This window comes from Ochrobactrum sp. PL_is483, from assembly GCF_055816855.1.
In genome coordinates, this window is record NZ_JBVPGS010000017.1 from 34,762 (window position 1) to 53,138 (window position 18,377).

General features: G+C 57.0%; 17 protein-coding genes and 1 pseudogene. 4 read left to right on the forward strand and 14 right to left on the reverse strand.

What is annotated here, in order from left to right; all coding sequences use genetic code 11:
- Positions 1–61: 61 nt before the first annotated feature.
- The 4 genes and pseudogenes from acpS to AC0TNJ_RS00690 all read right to left on the reverse strand — a co-directional run.
- Positions 62–466: a holo-ACP synthase gene (acpS, locus tag AC0TNJ_RS00675; RefSeq protein WP_122000019.1), complete on the reverse strand. Its 405-nt coding sequence runs from the start codon at positions 464–466 to the stop codon at positions 62–64.
- Positions 463–1,038: a type IV secretion system effector BspA gene (gene bspA, locus AC0TNJ_RS00680; RefSeq protein WP_122000018.1), complete on the reverse strand. Its 576-nt coding sequence runs from the start codon at positions 1,036–1,038 to the stop codon at positions 463–465. Before bspA ends, acpS begins: the two co-directional genes overlap by 4 nt.
- A gap of 47 nt (positions 1,039–1,085) precedes the next feature.
- On the reverse strand, positions 1,086–1,925 hold the full coding sequence (locus AC0TNJ_RS00685) for an AraC family transcriptional regulator (protein WP_473767675.1): 840 nt from the start codon (positions 1,923–1,925) through the stop codon (positions 1,086–1,088).
- Between the two features lie 217 nt (positions 1,926–2,142).
- Positions 2,143–2,258: pseudogene (locus AC0TNJ_RS00690) on the reverse strand (flagellar basal body P-ring protein FlgI); the annotation flags it as partial.
- 132 nt (positions 2,259–2,390) lie between these two features.
- On the opposite strand from AC0TNJ_RS00690, the gene AC0TNJ_RS00695 reads away from it, so the two are divergent.
- A complete protein-coding gene (locus AC0TNJ_RS00695; RefSeq protein ID WP_122000016.1) occupies positions 2,391–3,602 on the forward strand; it encodes an MFS transporter in 1,212 nt (403 codons plus the stop codon).
- 178 nt (positions 3,603–3,780) lie between these two features.
- Here AC0TNJ_RS00695 and hemN read toward each other — a convergent pair whose 3' ends face one another.
- From hemN to rpoZ, 5 genes are all read right to left on the reverse strand, one after another.
- On the reverse strand, positions 3,781–5,115 hold the full coding sequence (gene hemN / locus AC0TNJ_RS00700) for an oxygen-independent coproporphyrinogen III oxidase (RefSeq protein ID WP_122000015.1): 1,335 nt from the start codon (positions 5,113–5,115) through the stop codon (positions 3,781–3,783).
- Positions 5,116–5,409: 294 nt separating this feature from the next.
- A complete protein-coding gene (locus AC0TNJ_RS00705; RefSeq protein WP_473767662.1) occupies positions 5,410–6,075 on the reverse strand; it encodes a helix-turn-helix domain-containing protein in 666 nt (221 codons plus the stop codon).
- Between the two features lie 226 nt (positions 6,076–6,301).
- On the reverse strand, positions 6,302–6,880 hold the full coding sequence (gene pyrE / locus AC0TNJ_RS00710) for an orotate phosphoribosyltransferase (protein WP_473769907.1): 579 nt from the start codon (positions 6,878–6,880) through the stop codon (positions 6,302–6,304).
- 7 nt (positions 6,881–6,887) lie between these two features.
- Positions 6,888–9,134 carry a RelA/SpoT family protein gene (locus tag AC0TNJ_RS00715; RefSeq protein WP_122000012.1) on the reverse strand — a complete coding sequence of 749 codons (2,247 nt, stop codon included), beginning with the start codon at positions 9,132–9,134 and terminating at the stop codon, positions 6,888–6,890.
- 277 nt (positions 9,135–9,411) lie between these two features.
- On the reverse strand, positions 9,412–9,816 hold the full coding sequence (gene rpoZ, locus AC0TNJ_RS00720) for a DNA-directed RNA polymerase subunit omega (RefSeq protein ID WP_022569110.1): 405 nt from the start codon (positions 9,814–9,816) through the stop codon (positions 9,412–9,414).
- Positions 9,817–10,210: 394 nt separating this feature from the next.
- Between rpoZ and AC0TNJ_RS00725 the strand changes: the two genes are divergently transcribed.
- Together AC0TNJ_RS00725 and AC0TNJ_RS00730 are read left to right on the forward strand one after the other, a co-directional pair.
- Positions 10,211–10,786, forward strand: coding sequence for a LabA-like NYN domain-containing protein (locus AC0TNJ_RS00725; protein WP_112592144.1), 576 nt, complete (start codon positions 10,211–10,213; stop codon positions 10,784–10,786).
- A 30-nt stretch (positions 10,787–10,816) separates the two neighbouring features.
- A complete protein-coding gene (locus AC0TNJ_RS00730; RefSeq protein WP_473769908.1) occupies positions 10,817–11,467 on the forward strand; it encodes a uracil-DNA glycosylase in 651 nt (216 codons plus the stop codon).
- Positions 11,468–11,490: 23 nt separating this feature from the next.
- On the opposite strand, the gene smpB is transcribed toward AC0TNJ_RS00730, so the two are convergent.
- The gene (gene smpB / locus AC0TNJ_RS00735) at positions 11,491–11,967 is read right to left on the reverse strand and encodes an SsrA-binding protein SmpB (RefSeq protein ID WP_122000010.1); all 477 of its coding nucleotides are present in this window, start codon (positions 11,965–11,967) and stop codon (positions 11,491–11,493) included.
- 91 nt (positions 11,968–12,058) lie between these two features.
- Positions 12,059–12,940, reverse strand: coding sequence for a 4-hydroxy-tetrahydrodipicolinate synthase (gene dapA, locus AC0TNJ_RS00740; protein WP_473769909.1), 882 nt, complete (start codon positions 12,938–12,940; stop codon positions 12,059–12,061).
- Between the two features lie 397 nt (positions 12,941–13,337).
- Between dapA and AC0TNJ_RS00745 the strand changes: the two genes are divergently transcribed.
- On the forward strand, positions 13,338–15,476 hold the full coding sequence (locus tag AC0TNJ_RS00745) for a lytic transglycosylase domain-containing protein (protein WP_473769910.1): 2,139 nt from the start codon (positions 13,338–13,340) through the stop codon (positions 15,474–15,476).
- Between the two features lie 32 nt (positions 15,477–15,508).
- On the opposite strand, the gene AC0TNJ_RS00750 is transcribed toward AC0TNJ_RS00745, so the two are convergent.
- From AC0TNJ_RS00750 to AC0TNJ_RS00760, 3 genes are all read right to left on the reverse strand, one after another.
- The gene (locus tag AC0TNJ_RS00750; RefSeq protein ID WP_473769911.1) at positions 15,509–16,165 is read right to left on the reverse strand and encodes a 50S ribosomal protein L21; all 657 of its coding nucleotides are present in this window, start codon (positions 16,163–16,165) and stop codon (positions 15,509–15,511) included.
- A gap of 314 nt (positions 16,166–16,479) precedes the next feature.
- Complete coding sequence (locus AC0TNJ_RS00755; protein ID WP_122000007.1) at positions 16,480–17,127, reverse strand: BON domain-containing protein; 648 nt, start codon at positions 17,125–17,127, stop codon at positions 16,480–16,482.
- 174 nt (positions 17,128–17,301) lie between these two features.
- Positions 17,302–18,377, reverse strand: a 1,076-nt coding sequence (locus tag AC0TNJ_RS00760; RefSeq protein WP_473769912.1) for a porin, incomplete at its 5' end; no start/stop codon positions are given.

Here is an 18,377-nt window from a genome sequence, read left to right on the forward strand (position 1 = left end):
GCCGGCAGAACGCCGGTTTATCGCACGATTATGAGCAGGAGTTTGCCTGTCACAATCACAATTATTTCGTCTCAGACAGGGCTTCGATGATAACGAAAGCCTGCGCGAGAGGAAAATCATCGGTAATTGTCAGATGTATGGCAGCGCGGGTTCCGGCGGGCAAGAGTTTCTGCAACTGTTTGGCCGCGCCGCCGGTGAGATGCATGGTGGGCTTTCCCGAAGGAGCATTGACCACGCCCATGTCCCGCCAGAAAACGCCCTGGGCTATGCCGGTTCCGAGCGCCTTGGCACAGGCTTCCTTCGCCGCGAAACGCTTTGCATAAGATGCGGCACGCTGCTTGCGTCCATCCGATTTCTTCTGCTCGGTCTCTGTAAATACCCTGTTGCGGAAACGGTCGCCATGCCGCTCAAGCGCACTCTCGACACGGCGAATATCGATGAGGTCGCTGCCAATACCGACAATCATGCTTTCTGAGGCTCCTGTGCGCGATGCAGGCGGTGCTTTTCCGCAAGACGCTCGATGCGGCGACGACGGAAGGCTGAAACCGCAAACCGGGTGACGAAATAGACCACGACGGCGAATGCGGCGCCCAGAATGGTGGAACCGAACAGCATCGGTTTCAGGAGCGGAGTCCAGATTTCATCGAAACGCATAGTTTCCAAGGCTCGTCCGAGGCGCACCGGCGGCGCATCGTCGATGCTGCCATTCATGATGAAACGGCCAAGCTCGAACGTACTTCCCCAGATGAAAGGCAGCGTCAGCGGGTTGGCAAGCGTCGTGCCAAGTGCTGCGGCGGCGATATTCCCTGCGAGAAAATAGGCAAGCACAATCGCAATGATAAGATGAAAGCCGAAGAAAGGTGTAAAAGCCGAGAACACGCCGACCGCTAGACCGGCAGCAACGGCATGCGGCGAGGCCGTGATACGCAGAATCCGTTTGCCACCGTACCGGAGGGAACGGGAGAAGGAGCGGCGCGGCCAGACCAGAAGCCTCAGACGCTCTTTTCTGGTCGGGGGATTACGGCGTTGAAAAAGCATGTCGTCCTATTAATGCGCTCCCATCGCAGAGACAATTATTATTATTATTATTCCGCCGCGACGCTATCGCTGCGTTCAAACGGAACAGTGTCGAGCCGCGGCAAATAGAACCGTGGCGAAACTCCGAGCATCCTGCGGAACATCGTCGTGAAAGCGGAAACGCTGTCATAACCCAAATCCAGCGCCACGCTCGTCACCGCCTCCCCTTCCGTGAGGCGGGGAACCGCGGCGAACAGGCATGCCTGCTGGCGCCAGACCGAAAGGCTTACGCCGGTTTCCCGCTGGAAATGCCGGGTGAACGAGCGTCGACTCATCGCCATCCTGTCCGCCCAGTCGTCAATTGTGGCGCGTGAAGAAGGCTTTTTCACGAATTCCCGACACAGCTTCTCCAGGCGCGGATCGGATGGAAAAGGCAGGCCCAACGAGCGTTGCGGCAGCGTGTGAAGGTCCCGCAATATAAGTTCGATCACCAGCGCATCGCGACTGTCGGGTTCAGGCGTGCTGTCCTGCGCCGTTGCATCGGTTATGAGGCACCGCATCAGATCGGTCAGCCCGACCACATGAAGATAATCCGGCACACCCGACACGGCATCGACGCAGATATAGATCGACCGCATGAAAACTTCGCCGAGAATTTCGACCGAATGCTCCACACCCGCCGGTATCCACATGGCGTGATCGCTGGGTATCATCCAGCGTCCGGCATCGGTCGTCACCAGCACCACCCCTTGGGACGCGCACAGAAGCTGCGCCCGGCTGTGACGATGGCGCGGCACGAAATAGCCGTCGGGATAGCGCGTCGGCAAAGCAATCACCGGCCCGCTCATGCCTTCCAGCATGGCGATGCGCTGCTCGTGGAACTTCTGCAGTTCCTCGCTTCCCGGCAGCAGCAGGCCCGGCGGCGACTTCGGTTTCATTGCAGCTTTGCCCTTTGTTTGGCCCACTCTCGAAACTATTGGACCAAATCACGAAAGCGGGCGAGAGGCAATAGTCCTATTAATAGTGTGCTGAGAATGGGTCGCGACATTCGCTGGCGAAATGAATTTGACGTTTGGGCAAGCCACATGCCTGTTCATGCATCAAATTCGCAAATTTTCGCCGGTTTCTCATCAGAGCCTGAATCAAAAAGCGGCAGGCCGAGGCGAAAATGGCGATTTTCGAGTACCGGAGCACAATGTACTTGAACAGTACATGAGCACCGGAACGCAGAAAATTGCCATTTGCAGACCGGCATGGCGACTTTTGGAACAGGCTCTCAACATCCGCAATTTCCTTGAAATCTCTTTTCCTGCTGTCAGATAGTGTCGCAGGAAATACACCAGAAGACTGGCTTTCATCTTCGGAGTAGCAGTATGAGCATGAGTGCTGCACAGCAGCCATCAAACAGCGGCGCGGACAATACTGTCCTCGCCATTATTCTGGCCACAAGCATGGGCCATTTCCTGAACGACATGATGCAGTCGCTCCTTCCGGCCATCTATCCGATGCTGAAGGACAACTACAGCCTGTCATTCTGGCAGATCGGGCTTTTGACGTTCACCTTCCAGATGACGGCATCGATCCTCCAGCCGCTCGTGGGTATCTACACGGACCGCAAGCCGATGCCTTATTCCCTGCCGTTCGGCATGGGCTGCACGCTTGTCGGCCTCGTCTTTCTGGCGACCGCGCATCATTATTCGATCCTGCTTCTGGGTGCGGCCTTTGTTGGCTTCGGCTCGTCGGTTTTCCATCCGGAAGCGGCGCGCGTGGCGCGGCTTGCCTCCGGCGGACGGCACGGTTTCGCGCAGTCGCTGTTTCAGGTGGGCGGTAATTTCGGTTCGTCCATCGGCCCGCTTCTGGCAGCGTTCATCGTCCTGCCGTTCGGCCAGATCAGCGTGTCCTGGTTCTCTGTCGCCGCGCTCATCGGCATGATGCTGCTCTGGTATGTGAGCAACTGGTACAATCGCTACCGGATTGCCAACGCCAGCAAGGCGAAGCCAGACAAAACCCTTCCGCTGCCGCGCAACAAGGTTCTCGTCTCGGTTGGCGTTCTGGCGATGCTGGTCTTTACCAAGTACATCTACATGGCCAGCCTGACGAGCTACTACACGTTCTATACCATCAGCCACTTTGGCGTGACGGTGCAGGCATCGCAATTGCTTCTGTTCCTGTTTCTCGGCGCGGTCGCCGCGGGAACGATCATCGGCGGGCCCATCGGTGACAAGATCGGTGCGCGCAAGGTGATCTGGGCCTCGATCCTCGGCGTCCTGCCGTTCACGCTGGCCCTGCCCTATGCGAATCTCGAAATGACGGCTGTCCTCACGGTCATCATCGGCCTGATCCTCGCCTCGGCCTTCCCGGCCATCGTGGTATTCGCTCAGGAACTGCTGCCGGGACGTGTCGGCATGGTGTCGGGCCTGTTCTTCGGCTTTGCTTTCGGCATGGCCGGTATCGCAGCCGCCGTTCTTGGCGTCGTCGCTGACCAAAAGGGCATAGAGTATGTCTACAACATCTGCTCGTATCTGCCGCTGCTCGGCCTGCTGACGATTTTCCTGCCCAAGCTGGAAAAGAACCGCAAGGCCTGACACGTAAAACACACAGCCCGAAGGCCGTCCTGGCTTTCGGGCTGTGCTCTGAAATAGTGGAGCACCGCACGTCCCCCAACGGCGGTGCTCCCATGCTACTGACCTTCTTGACGGCCCGGTGCAGCAGCATTTTCTTGATAGAGCATCTTTCGCTCTACATCTTTGTTCCAACGCAAGTTCAGACGGCGAAACTGAAGCCGTGCATCGTCTCCCTGCGAAATTCATCAAAAGCAGCCGCAACCAGACGGATCAGCGGCTTGCCGTCACTTGTCGCGCTGATGACCCCGCCACGGACTTCCACCAGCCCATCCGCGACCAGAGGGCGCAACAAGGCCAGTTCGTCGGAAAACTCCACACCCGGGGCCGTAGCGTTCAGATCGACCCGGAAATTGCACATCAACGCAGTGATGATACCGGCGCGGATACGATCGCTTTCGCGCATCGCATAACCACGGACCGTTGCCAGTTCGCCCGCGTTGGCGCGCTTGGAATATTGCGTCACGTCCGAGATATTCTGGGCATAGCCGCCGGGGAACTGCGAAATCGATGACGGGCCGAGACCGATCAGAGTCTGGCAGCGATCATCCGTATAGCCCTGGAAATTGCGGTGCAGCGTGCCATTGCGCGCGGCAACTGCCAAACTGTCGTCAGGCAATGCGTAGTGATCGATCCCCACAGGTTCATAACCGAAACCGATGAAGCTTTCCGCGACGACACGTGCCTGAGCGAAGCGTTCATCGGCATCCGGCAGGAGGCTCGCATCGATGAGGCGCTGATTGGCGCGGCGCTGGGGCAGATGCGCATAGCCGTAGCAGGCAACGCGATCGGGCTTGAGTATTGCGACCTTTTCGCAGGTCTCGCGCAATGTCTCCACCGTCTGCAACGGCAGGCCATAGATGAGGTCGAAGTTGAGGCGATCAATGCCGACTTCGCGCAGAAGACTTGCAGCCTTGGCGACCGTCTCTATCGGTTGAATGCGACCGATGGCTTTCTGAACTTCGGCGTCTACATCCTGCACGCCGAGGCTGGCACGATTGACGCCCATGAGCGCAAGCGTGCGTACGAGCTGTGGCGTGACGGTGCGCGGGTCAAGCTCAATGGCATGTTCCATCTGAGGCGAAAAGTCGAATGCAACGCGCAGCGCCGCCAGAATGCTCATAAACTGGCGCGGGTTCAAAATCGAGGGCGTCCCCCCGCCCCAATGAAGGTGAACCACATTCGGCCGGGCGGTCAGGCTCTTGCTGACGGTCTCGATTTCGCTCAGCAGAGCAGTACAGAAATTCTCGACCACATCGTTGCGGACAGCCATTTTTGCATGGCAACCGCAGTAATGGCACAGCTGCCGGCAATAGGGCACATGGATGTAAAGGGAAACGCTTTCCTCCGGCCCGATCTGGCGCAGCCAGCGATGGGTGGTCTCAGCGCCCACGGGCATGAAATCCGCAGCCGTCGGAAAGGAGGTATATCTGGGTACGGCCAATGCGGCGTAGCGTCTTATCGCTTCTTCATGCATAGCGCGTCCACCTTAAGCGTTGGTCGCTCCGGCGAAGCCCTGCCGATGCGCGCACCGGAACCGGGGCGACATTCTGCGGGGCAAGACGGCATGATGCGGCAAGGAAGCCCGCATGCATGACAGCCGATATTGCAATTCCCAGCCACAACAGCACCTGTTTTCCCCATTTTGAATCGCGCGCCCCAAGACGGGTTCGCATCAATTTCTATGGTCAGGATTAGGCTGTTCAGCCGGGCAGTGCATTGATTTGAATCAACGGAAATTCACCCGGCTTTGGGCGATGTGGACTTGAAGCTAGAGGCTTTCCGGGTCCATTCCGGCAACGGCTGCCAGTGAACGACGCGACAGGATTTCCACCGTATTGGCATCGAGCAGTTGGATCAGCCCCTGCGTCTTCAGCTTTGTGAAGCTGCGGCTGACGGTTTCAATCGTCAGGCCGAGATAGTCGGCAATGTCGGTCCTGTTCATCGAAAGATGAACAGGGTTGGGCTTCTCGCCGCGCTTTTCCGCACGGGAAGAAAGGACCAGCAGGAAGCTCGCAAGCTTTTCCACCGGCGCAAGGCGTCCGAGGACAAGCTGATTGTCGCGCGCCGTGCGAAGCGCGGCCCGCGTCATCTGATGCAGGCGCTCCTTCAATTTGGGAAAACGCTCCATCAGATCGTCCATCTCCCTGGTGGTAAAGGCGCACAGGACTGATGGCACCACTGCCTCAACCGACTGGGAGTAAGTCTCGTCGTCAGCCAGGCCAAGATAATCGCCGGGGAACAGGAAACCCGCAATCTGCCGACGCCCATCAGGAAGCGACGTATAGATGCGCAGCATGCCGGAAGTCAGACTGAAGACGCGACGCTTCGGCTCGCCCTCCTCCACCAGCTGCTCATTGGCATCGAGACGCTTGGAGGTCATGATTGCTTCCAGAGCGCCAAGATCGCCGTCGTCCAGCGCAGCGCAAACGGCCATCCGCCGGACATCGCAATCCACGCATACCCCACATGGCGCACGATAAGGCGATCTGGGATCGAATATGATAGGCGCTACACTCACGATGGAATCCTGTTTATGGAAGCCGGAAGAACGTCTCTGGCAGTTACCCTTAAATAGGTAACTATAACGCGTCCCGCAAAGCGGAATTTCGCCGCAGGGGTGTATCCCCCTGCAGCGCATGGAAAGCCATCGGCTTGCCTGCTTAAATGTTGCGGCTACCGGGCTTCACTGCCGGAATTGCAGCAAGCTCTGGCGGCAATTTATCCGCAGGATAGGCTGGGACTTCATATTCGGCGAGAGAGATCAGCTTCGTGCCGACATCGGCCTTCCCCGCCGAGCGGTCAACGATGCAGGCTGCGGCCACGACTTCGATACCGAGGTCCTTCATGCAATCGATCGTTTCGCGGATGGAAAGCCCAGTCGTGACGATATCTTCCACGATGACGACGCGTGCGCCTTTCGGCACATCGAAACGCCGCAGGCGGAACACCCCGTTCTCGCGCTCCACCCAGACTGACGGAACGCGCAGATGGCGCGACGTTTCATAGGAAGGAATGAGACCGCCGATGGCTGGTCCAACCACGTAATCGATGGTTCCGAGATTTGCCGCCTCGATCTTTTCCGCCAATGCCTTGCAAAGCTTTTCCGTCTTGTCGGCATGCATGAAAACACGTGCCTTTTGCAGGAAAATACGGCTGCGCAGGCCCGATGTGAGGATAAAGTGGCCTTCAAGGATCGCCCCCGCTTCGCGGAAGACGGCAAGCACATCTTCGGTGTTCATCTTAGTCCTATCCGTTCACGCGTTTCGCGCCGCTGACGCTCGCGCTTTCTTTCAATTGGGAAATGATACGGTTGAGATGCTTGAGGTCCCAAACCTCGACATCGATAATCATTTCGGTGAAATCCGGTGCGGTGCGCACCATGGAAAGATTGTGAATATTCGCGTCATTGGCCGCCACGATCTGCGCTATTTCCGCCAGCGAACCCGGCGAGTTGATAGCCGAGACGCTGACACGCGCCGGGAAACGCTCGCTCATCTGCTCGTCAATGTCCCAACGCACATCGATCCAGCGTTCCGGCTGATCGTCATAGGCCGTCAGCGCCGGCGACTGGATCGGATAGATGGTGATGCCGGCACCGGGCTGGAGAATGCCGACGATACGGTCTCCGGGCACAGCGCCTTCCGGGGCAAAACGCACCGGAAGGTCCGAATTGGTGCCACGAATCGGCAGCGCCTTTTTCCCCGGCTTCGGCGCGGCGTCGGCGTCGGTCTTTGTCGCGTCTTCGCTGCCCTCCGGCACCTTGAATATCATGCCGGCTGCATTCTGAATGTTGAACCAGCCCTTCTCGCCAGTCTTCGCGGGGCTGTTCTGCGAAGTCACGCGCGTATCCTGATAATCGGGATAAACGGCCTTGACCACATCGGTCGACGGCAGTTCACCGCGTCCGACTGCGGCCAGAACGTCCTCCACGTCCTTGCGCGCCAGGCGCGGAAGTCCGGGTTTAAGAATATCCTTGCTGAACGGCTTTCCGGCGCGCTCGAATGCGCGCTCCAGAATGCGCATGCCAAGTCCGGAATATTGCTTGCGGACAGCCGAGCGGGTAGCGCGCCGAATGGCGGCGCGCGCCTTGCCGGTAGCGACAAGCGATTCCCAGGCCGCAGGCGGCACCTGGGCCTTGGACCGGATGATCTCCACTTCGTCACCGTTCTTCAACTCGGTCATCAGCGGCATGATGCGGCCATTGACCTTTGCGCCAACACAGCTGTCACCGATATCGGTATGAACGGCATAGGCGAAATCGATCGGCGTCGCACCGCGCGGCAGAGCAATGAGACGACCTTTCGGCGTGAAGCAAAACACCTGATCCTGAAAGAGTTCAAGCTTGGTGTGTTCGAGAAACTCTTCCGGATTGTCGCCTTCTGAAAGCTGCTCGATTGTCTGGCGCAACCATGCATAGGCATTGGTTTCGGTAGAGATCTTGTGCGGGTTGTTCGCGCTGCCGCGATCCTTGTAGATCGAGTGGGCAGCAACGCCGAATTCCGCAATCTCGTCCATTTCGCGCGTGCGTATCTGCAGTTCGATGCGCTGCCGCGACGGCCCGATAATGGTGGTATGGATCGACCGATAATCGTTCTGCTTGGGCGTGGAAATATAGTCCTTGAACCGGCCTGGAACCATCGACCATGTCGTATGGATAAGACCGAGCGCCCGGTAGCAATCCTGCACCGTATCGACCATGACACGAAAGCCGAAAATGTCGGAAAGCTGCTCGAACGACAGGCCCTTTGTTTCCATCTTGCGGAACACGGACCATGGCTTTTTCTGGCGGCTCTTCACGCTGGCCTTGATGCCGTGTTTCTCGAAAATCTCGGACAGGTCCTTTTCGATCTTCTGCAGCAGGCCGCGGTTCTTTTCCAGAAGTTCGGCCAGACGATCCGTGACAGCACGCCAAGCATCGGGATTGATATAGCGAAATGCCAGCTCTTCCAGCTCTTCGCGCATATCCTGCATACCCATGCGGCCAGCAAGCGGCGCATAGATATCCATCGTTTCCTCGGCAATGCGCAGGCGCTTGTCTTCCCGCATCACGCCCAGCGTGCGCATATTGTGCAGACGGTCCGCCAGCTTGACCAGAAGCACGCGGACATCTTCGGAAATCGCCAGAAGCAGCTTGCGAAGGTTTTCCGCCTGCACTGCTTTCTTCGAAACGAGGTCGAGTTTCTTGAGCTTGGTCAGCCCTTCGACGAGCTTGCCGATTTCGGGACCGAAAAGCTGATCGATTTCCTGTCGGGTGGCTGTCGTGTCTTCAATCGTATCGTGCAGAAGGGCGATGGCAATCGTCGCTTCGTCGAGATGCATATCGGTGAGGATCGCGGCGACTTCGAGCGGATGCGAAAAATAGGGATCGCCGGAAGCACGTTTCTGACTGCCATGCTTTTGCATGGCATAGACATATGCCTTGTTGAGAAGCGCCTCATTCACGTCAGGCTTGTATCGCTGCACACGCTCCACAAGCTCATATTGGCGCATCATCTACGAGAACTCCCTTTCGAAACCGATGTTTGGAAACATATCGGGTATTGTGACCCAAAATCACCGAAAATCGAACAGTTCTCGACGTTTAGGTTTAATTTTCTGCCGACAATATTAATTTCCGGCAGAAACCGCTCGTCATTTGGAGCGCGGCGCGTCTTCCGGGCAGGCGCCCAGCATCGCAGCTGCCGACCCTCGCGCACGAGCACGCGCATAAAAACATGCGCCACGACGGGAAAGTCGCAGCGCATGCAAAAAGAATTAATCCAGAGGACGATTAAAAATCGTCGTTCTTCTCTGGTGCGACGAGGCCTTCAATACCGGCGAGCAGCTCTTCTTCCGACATGCGGTCGAAAGCAACGACGTCTTCCTCGGCAGCTTCTGCAATGCCTTCCGCAACGTCTTCCGACGAAGAGGCGATCTGTGCAGGCGCAGCCGCTTCCGGCTCATCGACTTCCACATGCTTCTGCAGCGAGTGGATAAGGTCTTCTTTCAGATCGTCCGGCGACAGGGTTTCATCGGCGATCTCGCGCAGGGCAACGACGGGATTCTTGTCGTTGTCGCGGTCGATGGTGATCTGTGCACCCTGGGAAATCTGGCGAGCACGGTGACCAGCCAGCAGAACCAGCTCAAAACGGTTCTCGACCTTATCTACGCAGTCCTCAACAGTGACGCGGGCCATGCGCGGTCCCTTTCATTTCTCGAACTTTATTGGATTTTTTTCCACATAACGCGTGCGGAGCCAAATTACAAGCAAAAGCGGAATTGCTCGTGCATCACCGCATGAAATCTGGCAAATTAACGCCGATTTCACGGATTTGCCTCAAAAAACCCCGTAATGCGTCGAAACGGCACAATAATTTATAAACCAAAAAGAGATTACTGATATAAGGCTCCCTCTTAGGTAATTTAGTGCAGGCAAATAACAACCAATGGTTGCTTGTTTTTCTGTGATATGTCCTTAGAAGGCAATAAACGCACTGGTAAAATTCGATACCACCCGCCGTTTAGAAAACAAACTGAATAAGCGGTCGCCGGTCCACTCCCGTCCGGCCGTAGAGTGGATATATTGCACGATGTTCGATTCTCGTGAAAAGATTGCGCTTTTTATTGATGGCGCCAATTTATACGCTGCCTCAAAAACCTTGGGGTTCGATATTGATTATCGGAAGCTTTTGAAAGCATTTCAAAAGCGCGGCTATCTGCTCCGCGCCTATTATTACACCGCCCTGGTTGAAGATCAGGAATATTCGTCAATCCGGCCCTTGATCGACTGGCTGGATTACAACGGCTACAAGGTCGTCACCAAAGCTGCCAAGGAATTTACCGATTCCACGGGACGCCGCAAGGTGAAGGGCAACATGGACATCGAATTGACCGTGGATGCCATGCAGCTCACCGATACGGTTGATCATTTTGTGATTTTCTCCGGTGATGGTGATTTCCGCTCGCTCGCTGAAGCTCTTCAGCGCAAGGGCCGCAAGGTTTCGGTCGTTTCGACCCTGACCACACAGCCCGCCATGATTTCGGATGAACTGCGCCGTCAGGCCGATCATTTCATCGATCTGGTCTCCCTCAAGGCCGAGATCGGTCGCGATCCGTCAGAACGTCCGGCGCGCCGTCAGGATGATGATCTCGACGACAGCTATTGACGCCGTCGTCGAGCCGGTTCATGCAAGGGCATGATTTCCGAACCATCTCCCAATTGCGATATTTGTCCAAGGCTGCATGCTTTCCTGCAGGAATGGCGGCGCAAGGAACCTTCGTGGCATAATTCACCGGTTCCGCCGTTTCTGCCTGCGCATGATAACGATGTCCGGCTCCTGATTGTCGGACTGGCACCGGGCTTGCGTGGCGCCAACAGAACCGGGCGCCCCTTTACCGGCGATTATGCCGGGGATCTTCTCTACAGTACATTGTGCGAATTCGGATTCGCGACCGGCAAATTCGAGGCCCGCCCCGATGACAGCCTGCGCCTGCTGGATGCCAGCATTGTCAATGCGGTGCGGTGCGTGCCACCGGAAAACAAGCCTATCGGCTCTGAAATCAACAATTGCCGCCAGTTCCTGTCGCCAATGCTGACCCGGTTTCCAAATCTGCAGGCCGTCGTCACGCTGGGAACGATTGCACATCAATCGACTGTCCGTGCGCTTGGAGCACCGGTAGCGCGACATCCGTTCGGTCACGACAAGGCGAGTGACATCGGCAATTTGCGGATTTTCTCCAGCTATCACTGTTCACGCTATAACACGAATACCGGACGGCTGACCGACGCCATGTTCCGCACCGTGTTTCGCAACGTGCGCAACTATCTGAATCAAAAGAGCGCCTGAAGCGCTCTTTTCTTTGCCGATATTTATCCCTTGTCCCGCATCAAGCGAGCCTTTTCGCGGTTCCAGTCGCGCTTCTTTTCAGTCTCGCGCTTGTCGTGAGTCTTTTTGCCTCGCGCCAGCGCCAATTCCAGCTTTGCCCGGCCCCGATCATTGAAGTATAGCTTCAATGGCACCACGGTCATTCCGTCCCGTGATACGGAATTGAACAGACGGGACATTTCGCGCTTGCTGACGAGCAGTTTGCGCAGGCGCCGTGGCTCGTGGTTGAAACGATTGCCCTGCGTATATTCCGGAATATAGGAATTGATGAGCCAGAACTCGCCGTTCTCGAAGCTCGCATAGCTTTCGGCTATGTTGGACTGATTGGCGCGCAACGACTTGACCTCGGTGCCTGTCAGAACCAGACCGGCTTCGAGCGTATCGAGAATTTCAAAATTGAATCGCGCCTTGCGGTTTTCCGCGATAATCTTGCGCACGGGAGAATTCTTGGGCTTGTTCATGATGGCACCATATAATGTGCAATGCCGGAAATGAAAACGCTCCCGAAGCTACGGGAGCGTAAAAATCAGCGAAAGCGGTAAACTTGGCAGGTCAGTTGACCAGACCCGCGTGCTTCATCGCCCGATCGATCTTCTCTGCTGTCGCGGCTTCCACCGTTACCATCGGCGAACGCAGCACATTTTCGACGCGACCAAGGCGAGACAAGGCATATTTAGGCCCCGAAGGGTTCGGCTCGATGAAGAGCGCCTTGTGCAACGGCATGAGGCGATCCTGCAATTCGAGCGCCTTGGCGAAATTACCGGCCTGGCACGCATCCTGGAATTCGGCGCAAAGGCGCGGCGCGATATTGGACGTGACCGAAATGCACCCTACCCCGCCATGGGCATTGAAGCCGAGGGCAGTGGCATCTTCACCGGAAAGCTGAATGAAATCCTTGCCGCAAGTGGCACGCTGTTCCGAAACGCGTTCGATCTTGCCGGTTGCATCCTTGACGCCCACGATATTCTTGTGGTCGCGAACAAGAGCGCCCATCGTTTCCGGCGTCATGTCGATGACCGAACGGCCCGGAATATTGTAGATGATGAGCGGGATCGAAATAGAGCGCGCCACACGCGAGAAATGTTCGTAAAGACCGCGCTGGTTCGGCTTGTTATAATAAGGCGTGACGACGAGAACCGCATCAGCGCCAGCCTTTTCGGCATGCTGCGCCAGTTCGATCGCTTCCACCGTATTATTGGAGCCAGCACCGGCAATCACGGGAACGCGGCCAGCCGCAACCTCGATGCAAACCTCGATGACGCGCTTGTGCTCGTCATGCGACAACGTTGGCGTTTCACCGGTCGTGCCGACCGGAACAAGACCCTTGGTGCCTTCTTCGATCTGCCAGTTTACGAATGCGCGAAAGGCTTTCTCGTCGAACGCTCCTTCGGAATCGAATGGCGTGACAAGCGCGGTAATTGAGCCCTTCAGCATTAGTGAACTCCTGAGAAAAGAAAGACGGGACCTCATTCCCCGATCATCTTGGGCATGTGACCAGGTAGAGGCGTTGCACAATAGTCTTGCAGCACGAGTGGAGCAAGCGGGGTATGCTGGCAAAACAGGCGCAATGCGGCAGTTTTGCGGCAAAATTTGTTGCTAGTTCCGTGCACTGCCGATGATAGACCGGATTGATTAAAAGAACATCAAACGTTGCGGGAGGTCTGTGCCAGCAAAGATCGGAGATAACGCTTTATTAAGGATAGATTCATTCCTTGAGCCTAGGCTCAGGACCTAACCTCAATGGCGAAATAGACCGTCAAAAGCCGGGCTAAGAAAAGCCTGATTTCAACAACATATTGCGCATCAACCAAGTCTTTGTTCTAGTTAGCCAATGTCAAAACACGTCGCAGCGATATCCTTGAAGAAAAAAGCGCTCCTCGCGAGTTGCTTTGTTGCTGTTGCCTTGCAGCCGGTGATTTCGCTCGCGCAATCGTCGCTACCGACAGATATTCCAACTCCGCTCGCGCGCCCGTTTGCGCCGACCGTGACACATCAGTCGCCGATGAATCTTGTGACGCCGAAACCGCGCCCGAATACGCCCGATCCGGTCATGACGTCAGCAGTCAGCCGCATGGAAAATCCGGCCGCGATAGGCGGAACGCTCAAGAGCGGCCTTGACGCCCTCTCCTCCCGAGACGCCGCGAGCGCGATTGCGTTCCGTAATGGAATGCCGCATGGTTCGCTTGACCGCCAGATATTGACCTGGGCAATTGCCACTTCCGGCCTCGACAGCGTTCCGAGCGCTGAAATCGCCACGGCGGTTGCAGAGCTGCGCGGCTGGCCGGGAACTCCAGTCCTGCGGCGCAATTCCGAGCGGGCTCTGCTCAAGGAAAATCCGGCCCCTGCAACCGTCATCGCATCGCTCGGCAACAGGCGGCCAGAGACTACCGAAGGCATGATTGTACTTGCCCGCGCCTATATCGGCACCGGCAATGCCGCCAAGGCGCGAGAGCTGCTTTCGCCGTGGTGGGCAACGCAGCGTCTTTCTGCCGAAGACGAGCAAAAGATACTGAAAGAGTTTTCGGGCGTCCTGACCCGCGAGGATCATCAGCGCCGCATTCTGCGCTCTCTCTATAATGACCGCATGCAGTCGGCAAAGCTGCTTGCAGGCCCTGCGCAGGCGCAATCGCTCTATAACGCCTTTGCAGCAGTTGCACAAAAATCTCCGAATGCCGCCAAGGCGATAGCGGATGTCGACCGCAGCTGGCAGGGCAATGCCGCCTATCAGTTTCTGAAGATTCGCTATCTGCGGCGTGCCGAACGCTACAATGAAGCGACAGACCTCATGCTGAAAGCTCCGCGTCAGGCGTCGGCGCTTGTCGATCCGGATGCATGGTGGGTCGAACGCCGCATCCTTTCACGAGAGCTGCTTGATCTTGGAAAGCCGCAGCTCGCCTACAAGCTGGTTTCGGCCCATGCCGCCGAATCGCCCACCATGGCCGCAGAAGCGGAATTCCATGCCGGATGGTATGCGCTCCGCGCCCTGAACCAACCGAAGACGGCTGCGCCGCATTTTGCCAGAATCGCAGAAATTTCTTCCCGTCCAATTTCGGCGTCTCGTGCCTTCTACTGGCTCGGGCGATCCGCTGAAGCCGGTTCCGGTGGCGATGCCCGCGACTATTATCGCCGCTCCGCTCATTTCGGCACGACATTCTACGGACAGCTTTCAGCAGCCAAACTAAGCGAAAAAGCACCGGAACTCATCTATCCAAAGCCAACCGAGGCAGATCGTACGCGTTTTGCCGGCCGCCCTGCGGTACAGGCAATCAAGCGGTTGGAGCAGGTGGGCTACAGCAGTCGGGCAACCACCCTCTATAACCAGCTGTCGCAAGAGCTCGACAGTGTAGGCGAACTGGCCCTGCTGGCGGTCATGGCTGAACGCAACGAGAATCATTATCTGGCTCTGCGCGTCGGCAAGAATGCTGCGTTACGCGGCCTCGACGTTGGTGCCCTGTCGCATCCGCTTGGCGCAATCCCGGCAAGCGCCAATATAAGCGGATCAGGCAAAGCCCTTGCCTATGCAATTGCCCGGCAGGAAAGCGAGTTCAACGTTGGTGCTGTTTCAAAGGCCGGGGCACGCGGCTTGCTGCAATTGATGCCCGCAACAGCGAAAAATGTGGCGACCCGTAACGGCATGAACTTCTCCGCACCGCGTCTCACGACGGACGCAGGATACAATGCCACGCTTGGCGCCCATTTCCTCGGAGAACAGCTCGATCGTTTCAACGGGTCATACGTGCTCACCTTCGCCGGATACAATGCCGGCCCCCGCCGCGCATCGGAATGGATCGAGAAATACGGCGATCCGCGCGGCAAGCCCATTGATCAGGTGGTGGACTGGATAGAGCGCATCCCGTACTCCGAGACACGAAACTACGTTCAGCGGGTGATGGAAAACTACGAGGTATATAAGGCCCGACTGACCGGCAGCGCCGATATCCAGGCTGACCTGATTTACGGCCGGCGTTAAGCGGGAATATGCAAGACAAAGAAAAAGCAGGCTCATTCGCCTGCTTTTTTTGTCCGTCGCGGTTTGGGTTTGGTCGCCTTTCGCGGCTTTTCCGCATGCCTGGCACTGGCTTTGTTCGCTGCATTCACCAGTTTTGCGGCTTGCGCGATCCAGTCCTCGCGCTCGACGCGGCGCGGAAAACCTATATTTCGCTCAATCCAGCGCGATTCTTCATCGTTCCAGCTGGCAATCTGGTCGTAATGAAATACGCCGATACCGTTGAGCAATCCCTGAACGGCCCGACCGATACCTTTGATGACGGTGAGATCATCAGCTTTTCCACGACGTGCAGCTTCAAGAAGCTCTGGACGGCCCGGATCGAGAACGGGTTCCGCATCGGCCTCCTGGCTTTCGGCTTGCAAAGGCCAGTTTCCAACCACTTCTGCCTCGGGCACGACTTTGACCGAAAGCGTCTGCGGCTCGCTCGGCTGCGGTGAGGTCCTGGGGCCTTCGGCTTCCGCTGGTGCTTCAGCTTCCTTGGCCGTTTCCTGCTTTTCTTCGACGGGCAATGTGGCGCGTGCTGCGGCAATGATTGTGCGTTCGCGGTCTGGGACTGCAGCGTTTCTGCGCCTGACGAAGCGGCCTAGAAGGCAGCCGACAATAAAAGCGATGGCAACAAGAACAGCCAGTTGAACAATCAGCAACGGCATATGGTTTCCTCGTACTCCAAATTACTCAAGCCCGACGAACATATTCGCCGTTAATTTTCCCCGCCCCAAATTTGCAACCACTACTTTGAACCGGTCAGCCAGCCGACAACCGCGCCAATCAGAACCGCCACGACGAGAACCGGCCAAAACGATACGGCTAAATAAAGCATTGTCAGGTCCGCTTTCTATTCCGGAAACGGAACATATGCTCCGCTATGCCTATTCATAGTGCGAAAGGAAAGGCCCGAACAGGCGGGCTGTCAATTCCGAACAGAAAACTGGCGGAGATGAATTCCAAATCGGACCGGCCTTGCTCACTGTGAAGGCTCAGCTTCGCCAATCTCAACCCGTTCAGCCTTCAGACCGAAGGGAAGCGAAGAACTCAATCGAGCCTGAAGCTTTTGATAGCTTGCTGCGTCTGCTGCCCTGCCCTTGATCGAAATATTGCGATCGGAAATCCCGATCTCCCCTTCCCGCAATCCCGACAGGAGTTGCAGAGAAAACTCCACCGAATCAGCAAAGTCCGGCGGGCTGCCGCGGCCTACCGCCATTTGATCGTCAAGCGGAATGCCCGGAGCCGCACTTTCAGCAGCAGTCATGATTCGGTCTCTTACGTCATTATCCGGCACGGAACCGGACAGGACAATTCCGTCAGCACTCTTCTTTATCTGCAATGCGTAGGGCGACACGAGCGGTAGAACGCTCGTCAGATCGGTGACCTCGCGAAGCCCCCATACCTTTTCCAGCGCATCTTTGGCAGCAGACTGTACTTCTGGATCGGGCGCAATGCCCTTCAGCGTGACATCGCGGCCGTCCACATCAAAGCCCGCCCACACGAATGGAGCGAGTGCCTCGCCGGTGCGCGTCGCGATATCCGTCTCAACCCGGTCCGCACCGAACCAGAGGGCAAGCGCCGTCAGCGCTGCGGTCCACGTTATGCCGGGCCAAAACCATTTGAACATGTCGTGGCGTCTCCACGCTGGAAATGATCGGAAACGAAGCGACGAAACACGTATCGCTTTCTTATCCGTACAAAGACTGAGTTTCCGGTGAAAGCAAGGTCACAACCGTGAAAATCGAAAAACAAAAAACCCGGCAGCGATGCTGCCGGGTTCTTTTGAACAATCCCGAAGGGATTAGAACGAGCGCTGGAAGCGAACCATGCCCTGCCAAGCATCTTCACCCTTGAGTTCGGAGTGCTTGTCGTTCCACTTGGTGTAGGAAACTTCCGGGGTGATGGTGAAGCCAGGAACCAGTTCGTAAGCAACGTTTGCGGTTGCTGCGAAGGTTTCTGCATCTTCGTAAGCGACCTGAACGTTGAAGGTAGCCTTTTCGGTTGCCTTGAACGCTGCGCCGCCCCAAACGGCCCAATCGCCGCCCCAGGTGCCGTAGAACGAGTCGATACGGCGGATACCGCGCCAGCTGCCGTCAGCAAATTCCTGCGTGACGTAGTAGTTGTCGTCGTTGGACTTGTAACCGCCCATTACCCAAACCGAGAAACGGTCGGTGATGTTGACGTCAGCGCGGACCTTACCAGCCCACTCTTCGTTGCGGGCGTCGTAAGCGACAACACCAGCGATCGAGCCCCAGCCGCCAGCGTACTTCAGACCGCCAACAACGTGCGGCGTGTAGTCCTTGAGCGTTACGTCAACGTCGGAGTCGCCGTTGCCGCCTTCTTCAAGCGACAGGATGGCCGAGAAGCCGTTGCCGCCGGTGAAGGTGTAGCTGATGAGGTTGGTGCGGTAGCCGCCAGCGAGGATCACGTCGTCGTTGATGACGTTGCCGAGGTAACCAGGGAAGGTTACGAAAGCCGATTCGTCGAGACCAACGCGCAGACCGCCGAGCTGGATGTAAGCATAACGCAGCGAGCTGTTTTCGCTCGAGCCGTATGCGTATTCTTCGCCGTCGCCGCCGCCGTTCCAGTTGTAACGCAGTTCGGTGAACGTCTTCAGGGTGCCGAGTTCGGTTTCCGAAGCGGTCGAGAAGCGAAGCGTTGCACGGGCGTTCTTGCCCCAGGTGTCGCGCTCGAGGTCGGCCCGCTCACGAGCGTAAACGCGATCGCCGCCCTTGGCGTCGTAACGAACGTAGCCATGGATGCGCAGGCAGGTTTCGGTGCCTGGGATGTAGAAGTAGCCAGCGCCGTAAGCATCGCAAACGCGGACATATTCAACGGCTTCTGGCTCTGGCGCGACGATTGCGTCGGCAGCCTGAG

Excerpts from the sequence above, each read along its gene's own strand:
- AC0TNJ_RS00730 (WP_473769908.1), top strand. The coding sequence starts at position 10,817 with ATGATTTCCGAACCATCTCCCAATTGCGATATTTGTCCAAGGCTGCAT.
- AC0TNJ_RS00695 (WP_122000016.1), top strand. The coding sequence starts at position 2,391 with ATGAGCATGAGTGCTGCACAGCAGCCATCAAACAGCGGCGCGGACAAT.
- smpB (WP_122000010.1), bottom strand. The coding sequence starts at position 11,967 with ATGAACAAGCCCAAGAATTCTCCCGTGCGCAAGATTATCGCGGAAAAC.
- AC0TNJ_RS00715 (WP_122000012.1), bottom strand. The coding sequence starts at position 9,134 with ATGATGCGCCAATATGAGCTTGTGGAGCGTGTGCAGCGATACAAGCCT.
- AC0TNJ_RS00745 (WP_473769910.1), top strand. The coding sequence starts at position 13,338 with ATGTCAAAACACGTCGCAGCGATATCCTTGAAGAAAAAAGCGCTCCTC.
- pyrE (WP_473769907.1), bottom strand. The coding sequence starts at position 6,880 with ATGAACACCGAAGATGTGCTTGCCGTCTTCCGCGAAGCGGGGGCGATC.
- AC0TNJ_RS00755 (WP_122000007.1), bottom strand. The coding sequence starts at position 17,127 with ATGTTCAAATGGTTTTGGCCCGGCATAACGTGGACCGCAGCGCTGACG.
- hemN (WP_122000015.1), bottom strand. The coding sequence starts at position 5,115 with ATGCATGAAGAAGCGATAAGACGCTACGCCGCATTGGCCGTACCCAGA.
- acpS (WP_122000019.1), bottom strand. The coding sequence starts at position 466 with ATGATTGTCGGTATTGGCAGCGACCTCATCGATATTCGCCGTGTCGAG.
- dapA (WP_473769909.1), bottom strand. The coding sequence starts at position 12,940 with ATGCTGAAGGGCTCAATTACCGCGCTTGTCACGCCATTCGATTCCGAA.
- AC0TNJ_RS00725 (WP_112592144.1), top strand. The coding sequence starts at position 10,211 with ATGTTCGATTCTCGTGAAAAGATTGCGCTTTTTATTGATGGCGCCAAT.
- AC0TNJ_RS00750 (WP_473769911.1), bottom strand. The coding sequence starts at position 16,165 with ATGCCGTTGCTGATTGTTCAACTGGCTGTTCTTGTTGCCATCGCTTTT.
- bspA (WP_122000018.1), bottom strand. The coding sequence starts at position 1,038 with ATGCTTTTTCAACGCCGTAATCCCCCGACCAGAAAAGAGCGTCTGAGG.
- AC0TNJ_RS00705 (WP_473767662.1), bottom strand. The coding sequence starts at position 6,075 with ATGGCCGTTTGCGCTGCGCTGGACGACGGCGATCTTGGCGCTCTGGAA.
- rpoZ (WP_022569110.1), bottom strand. The coding sequence starts at position 9,816 with ATGGCCCGCGTCACTGTTGAGGACTGCGTAGATAAGGTCGAGAACCGT.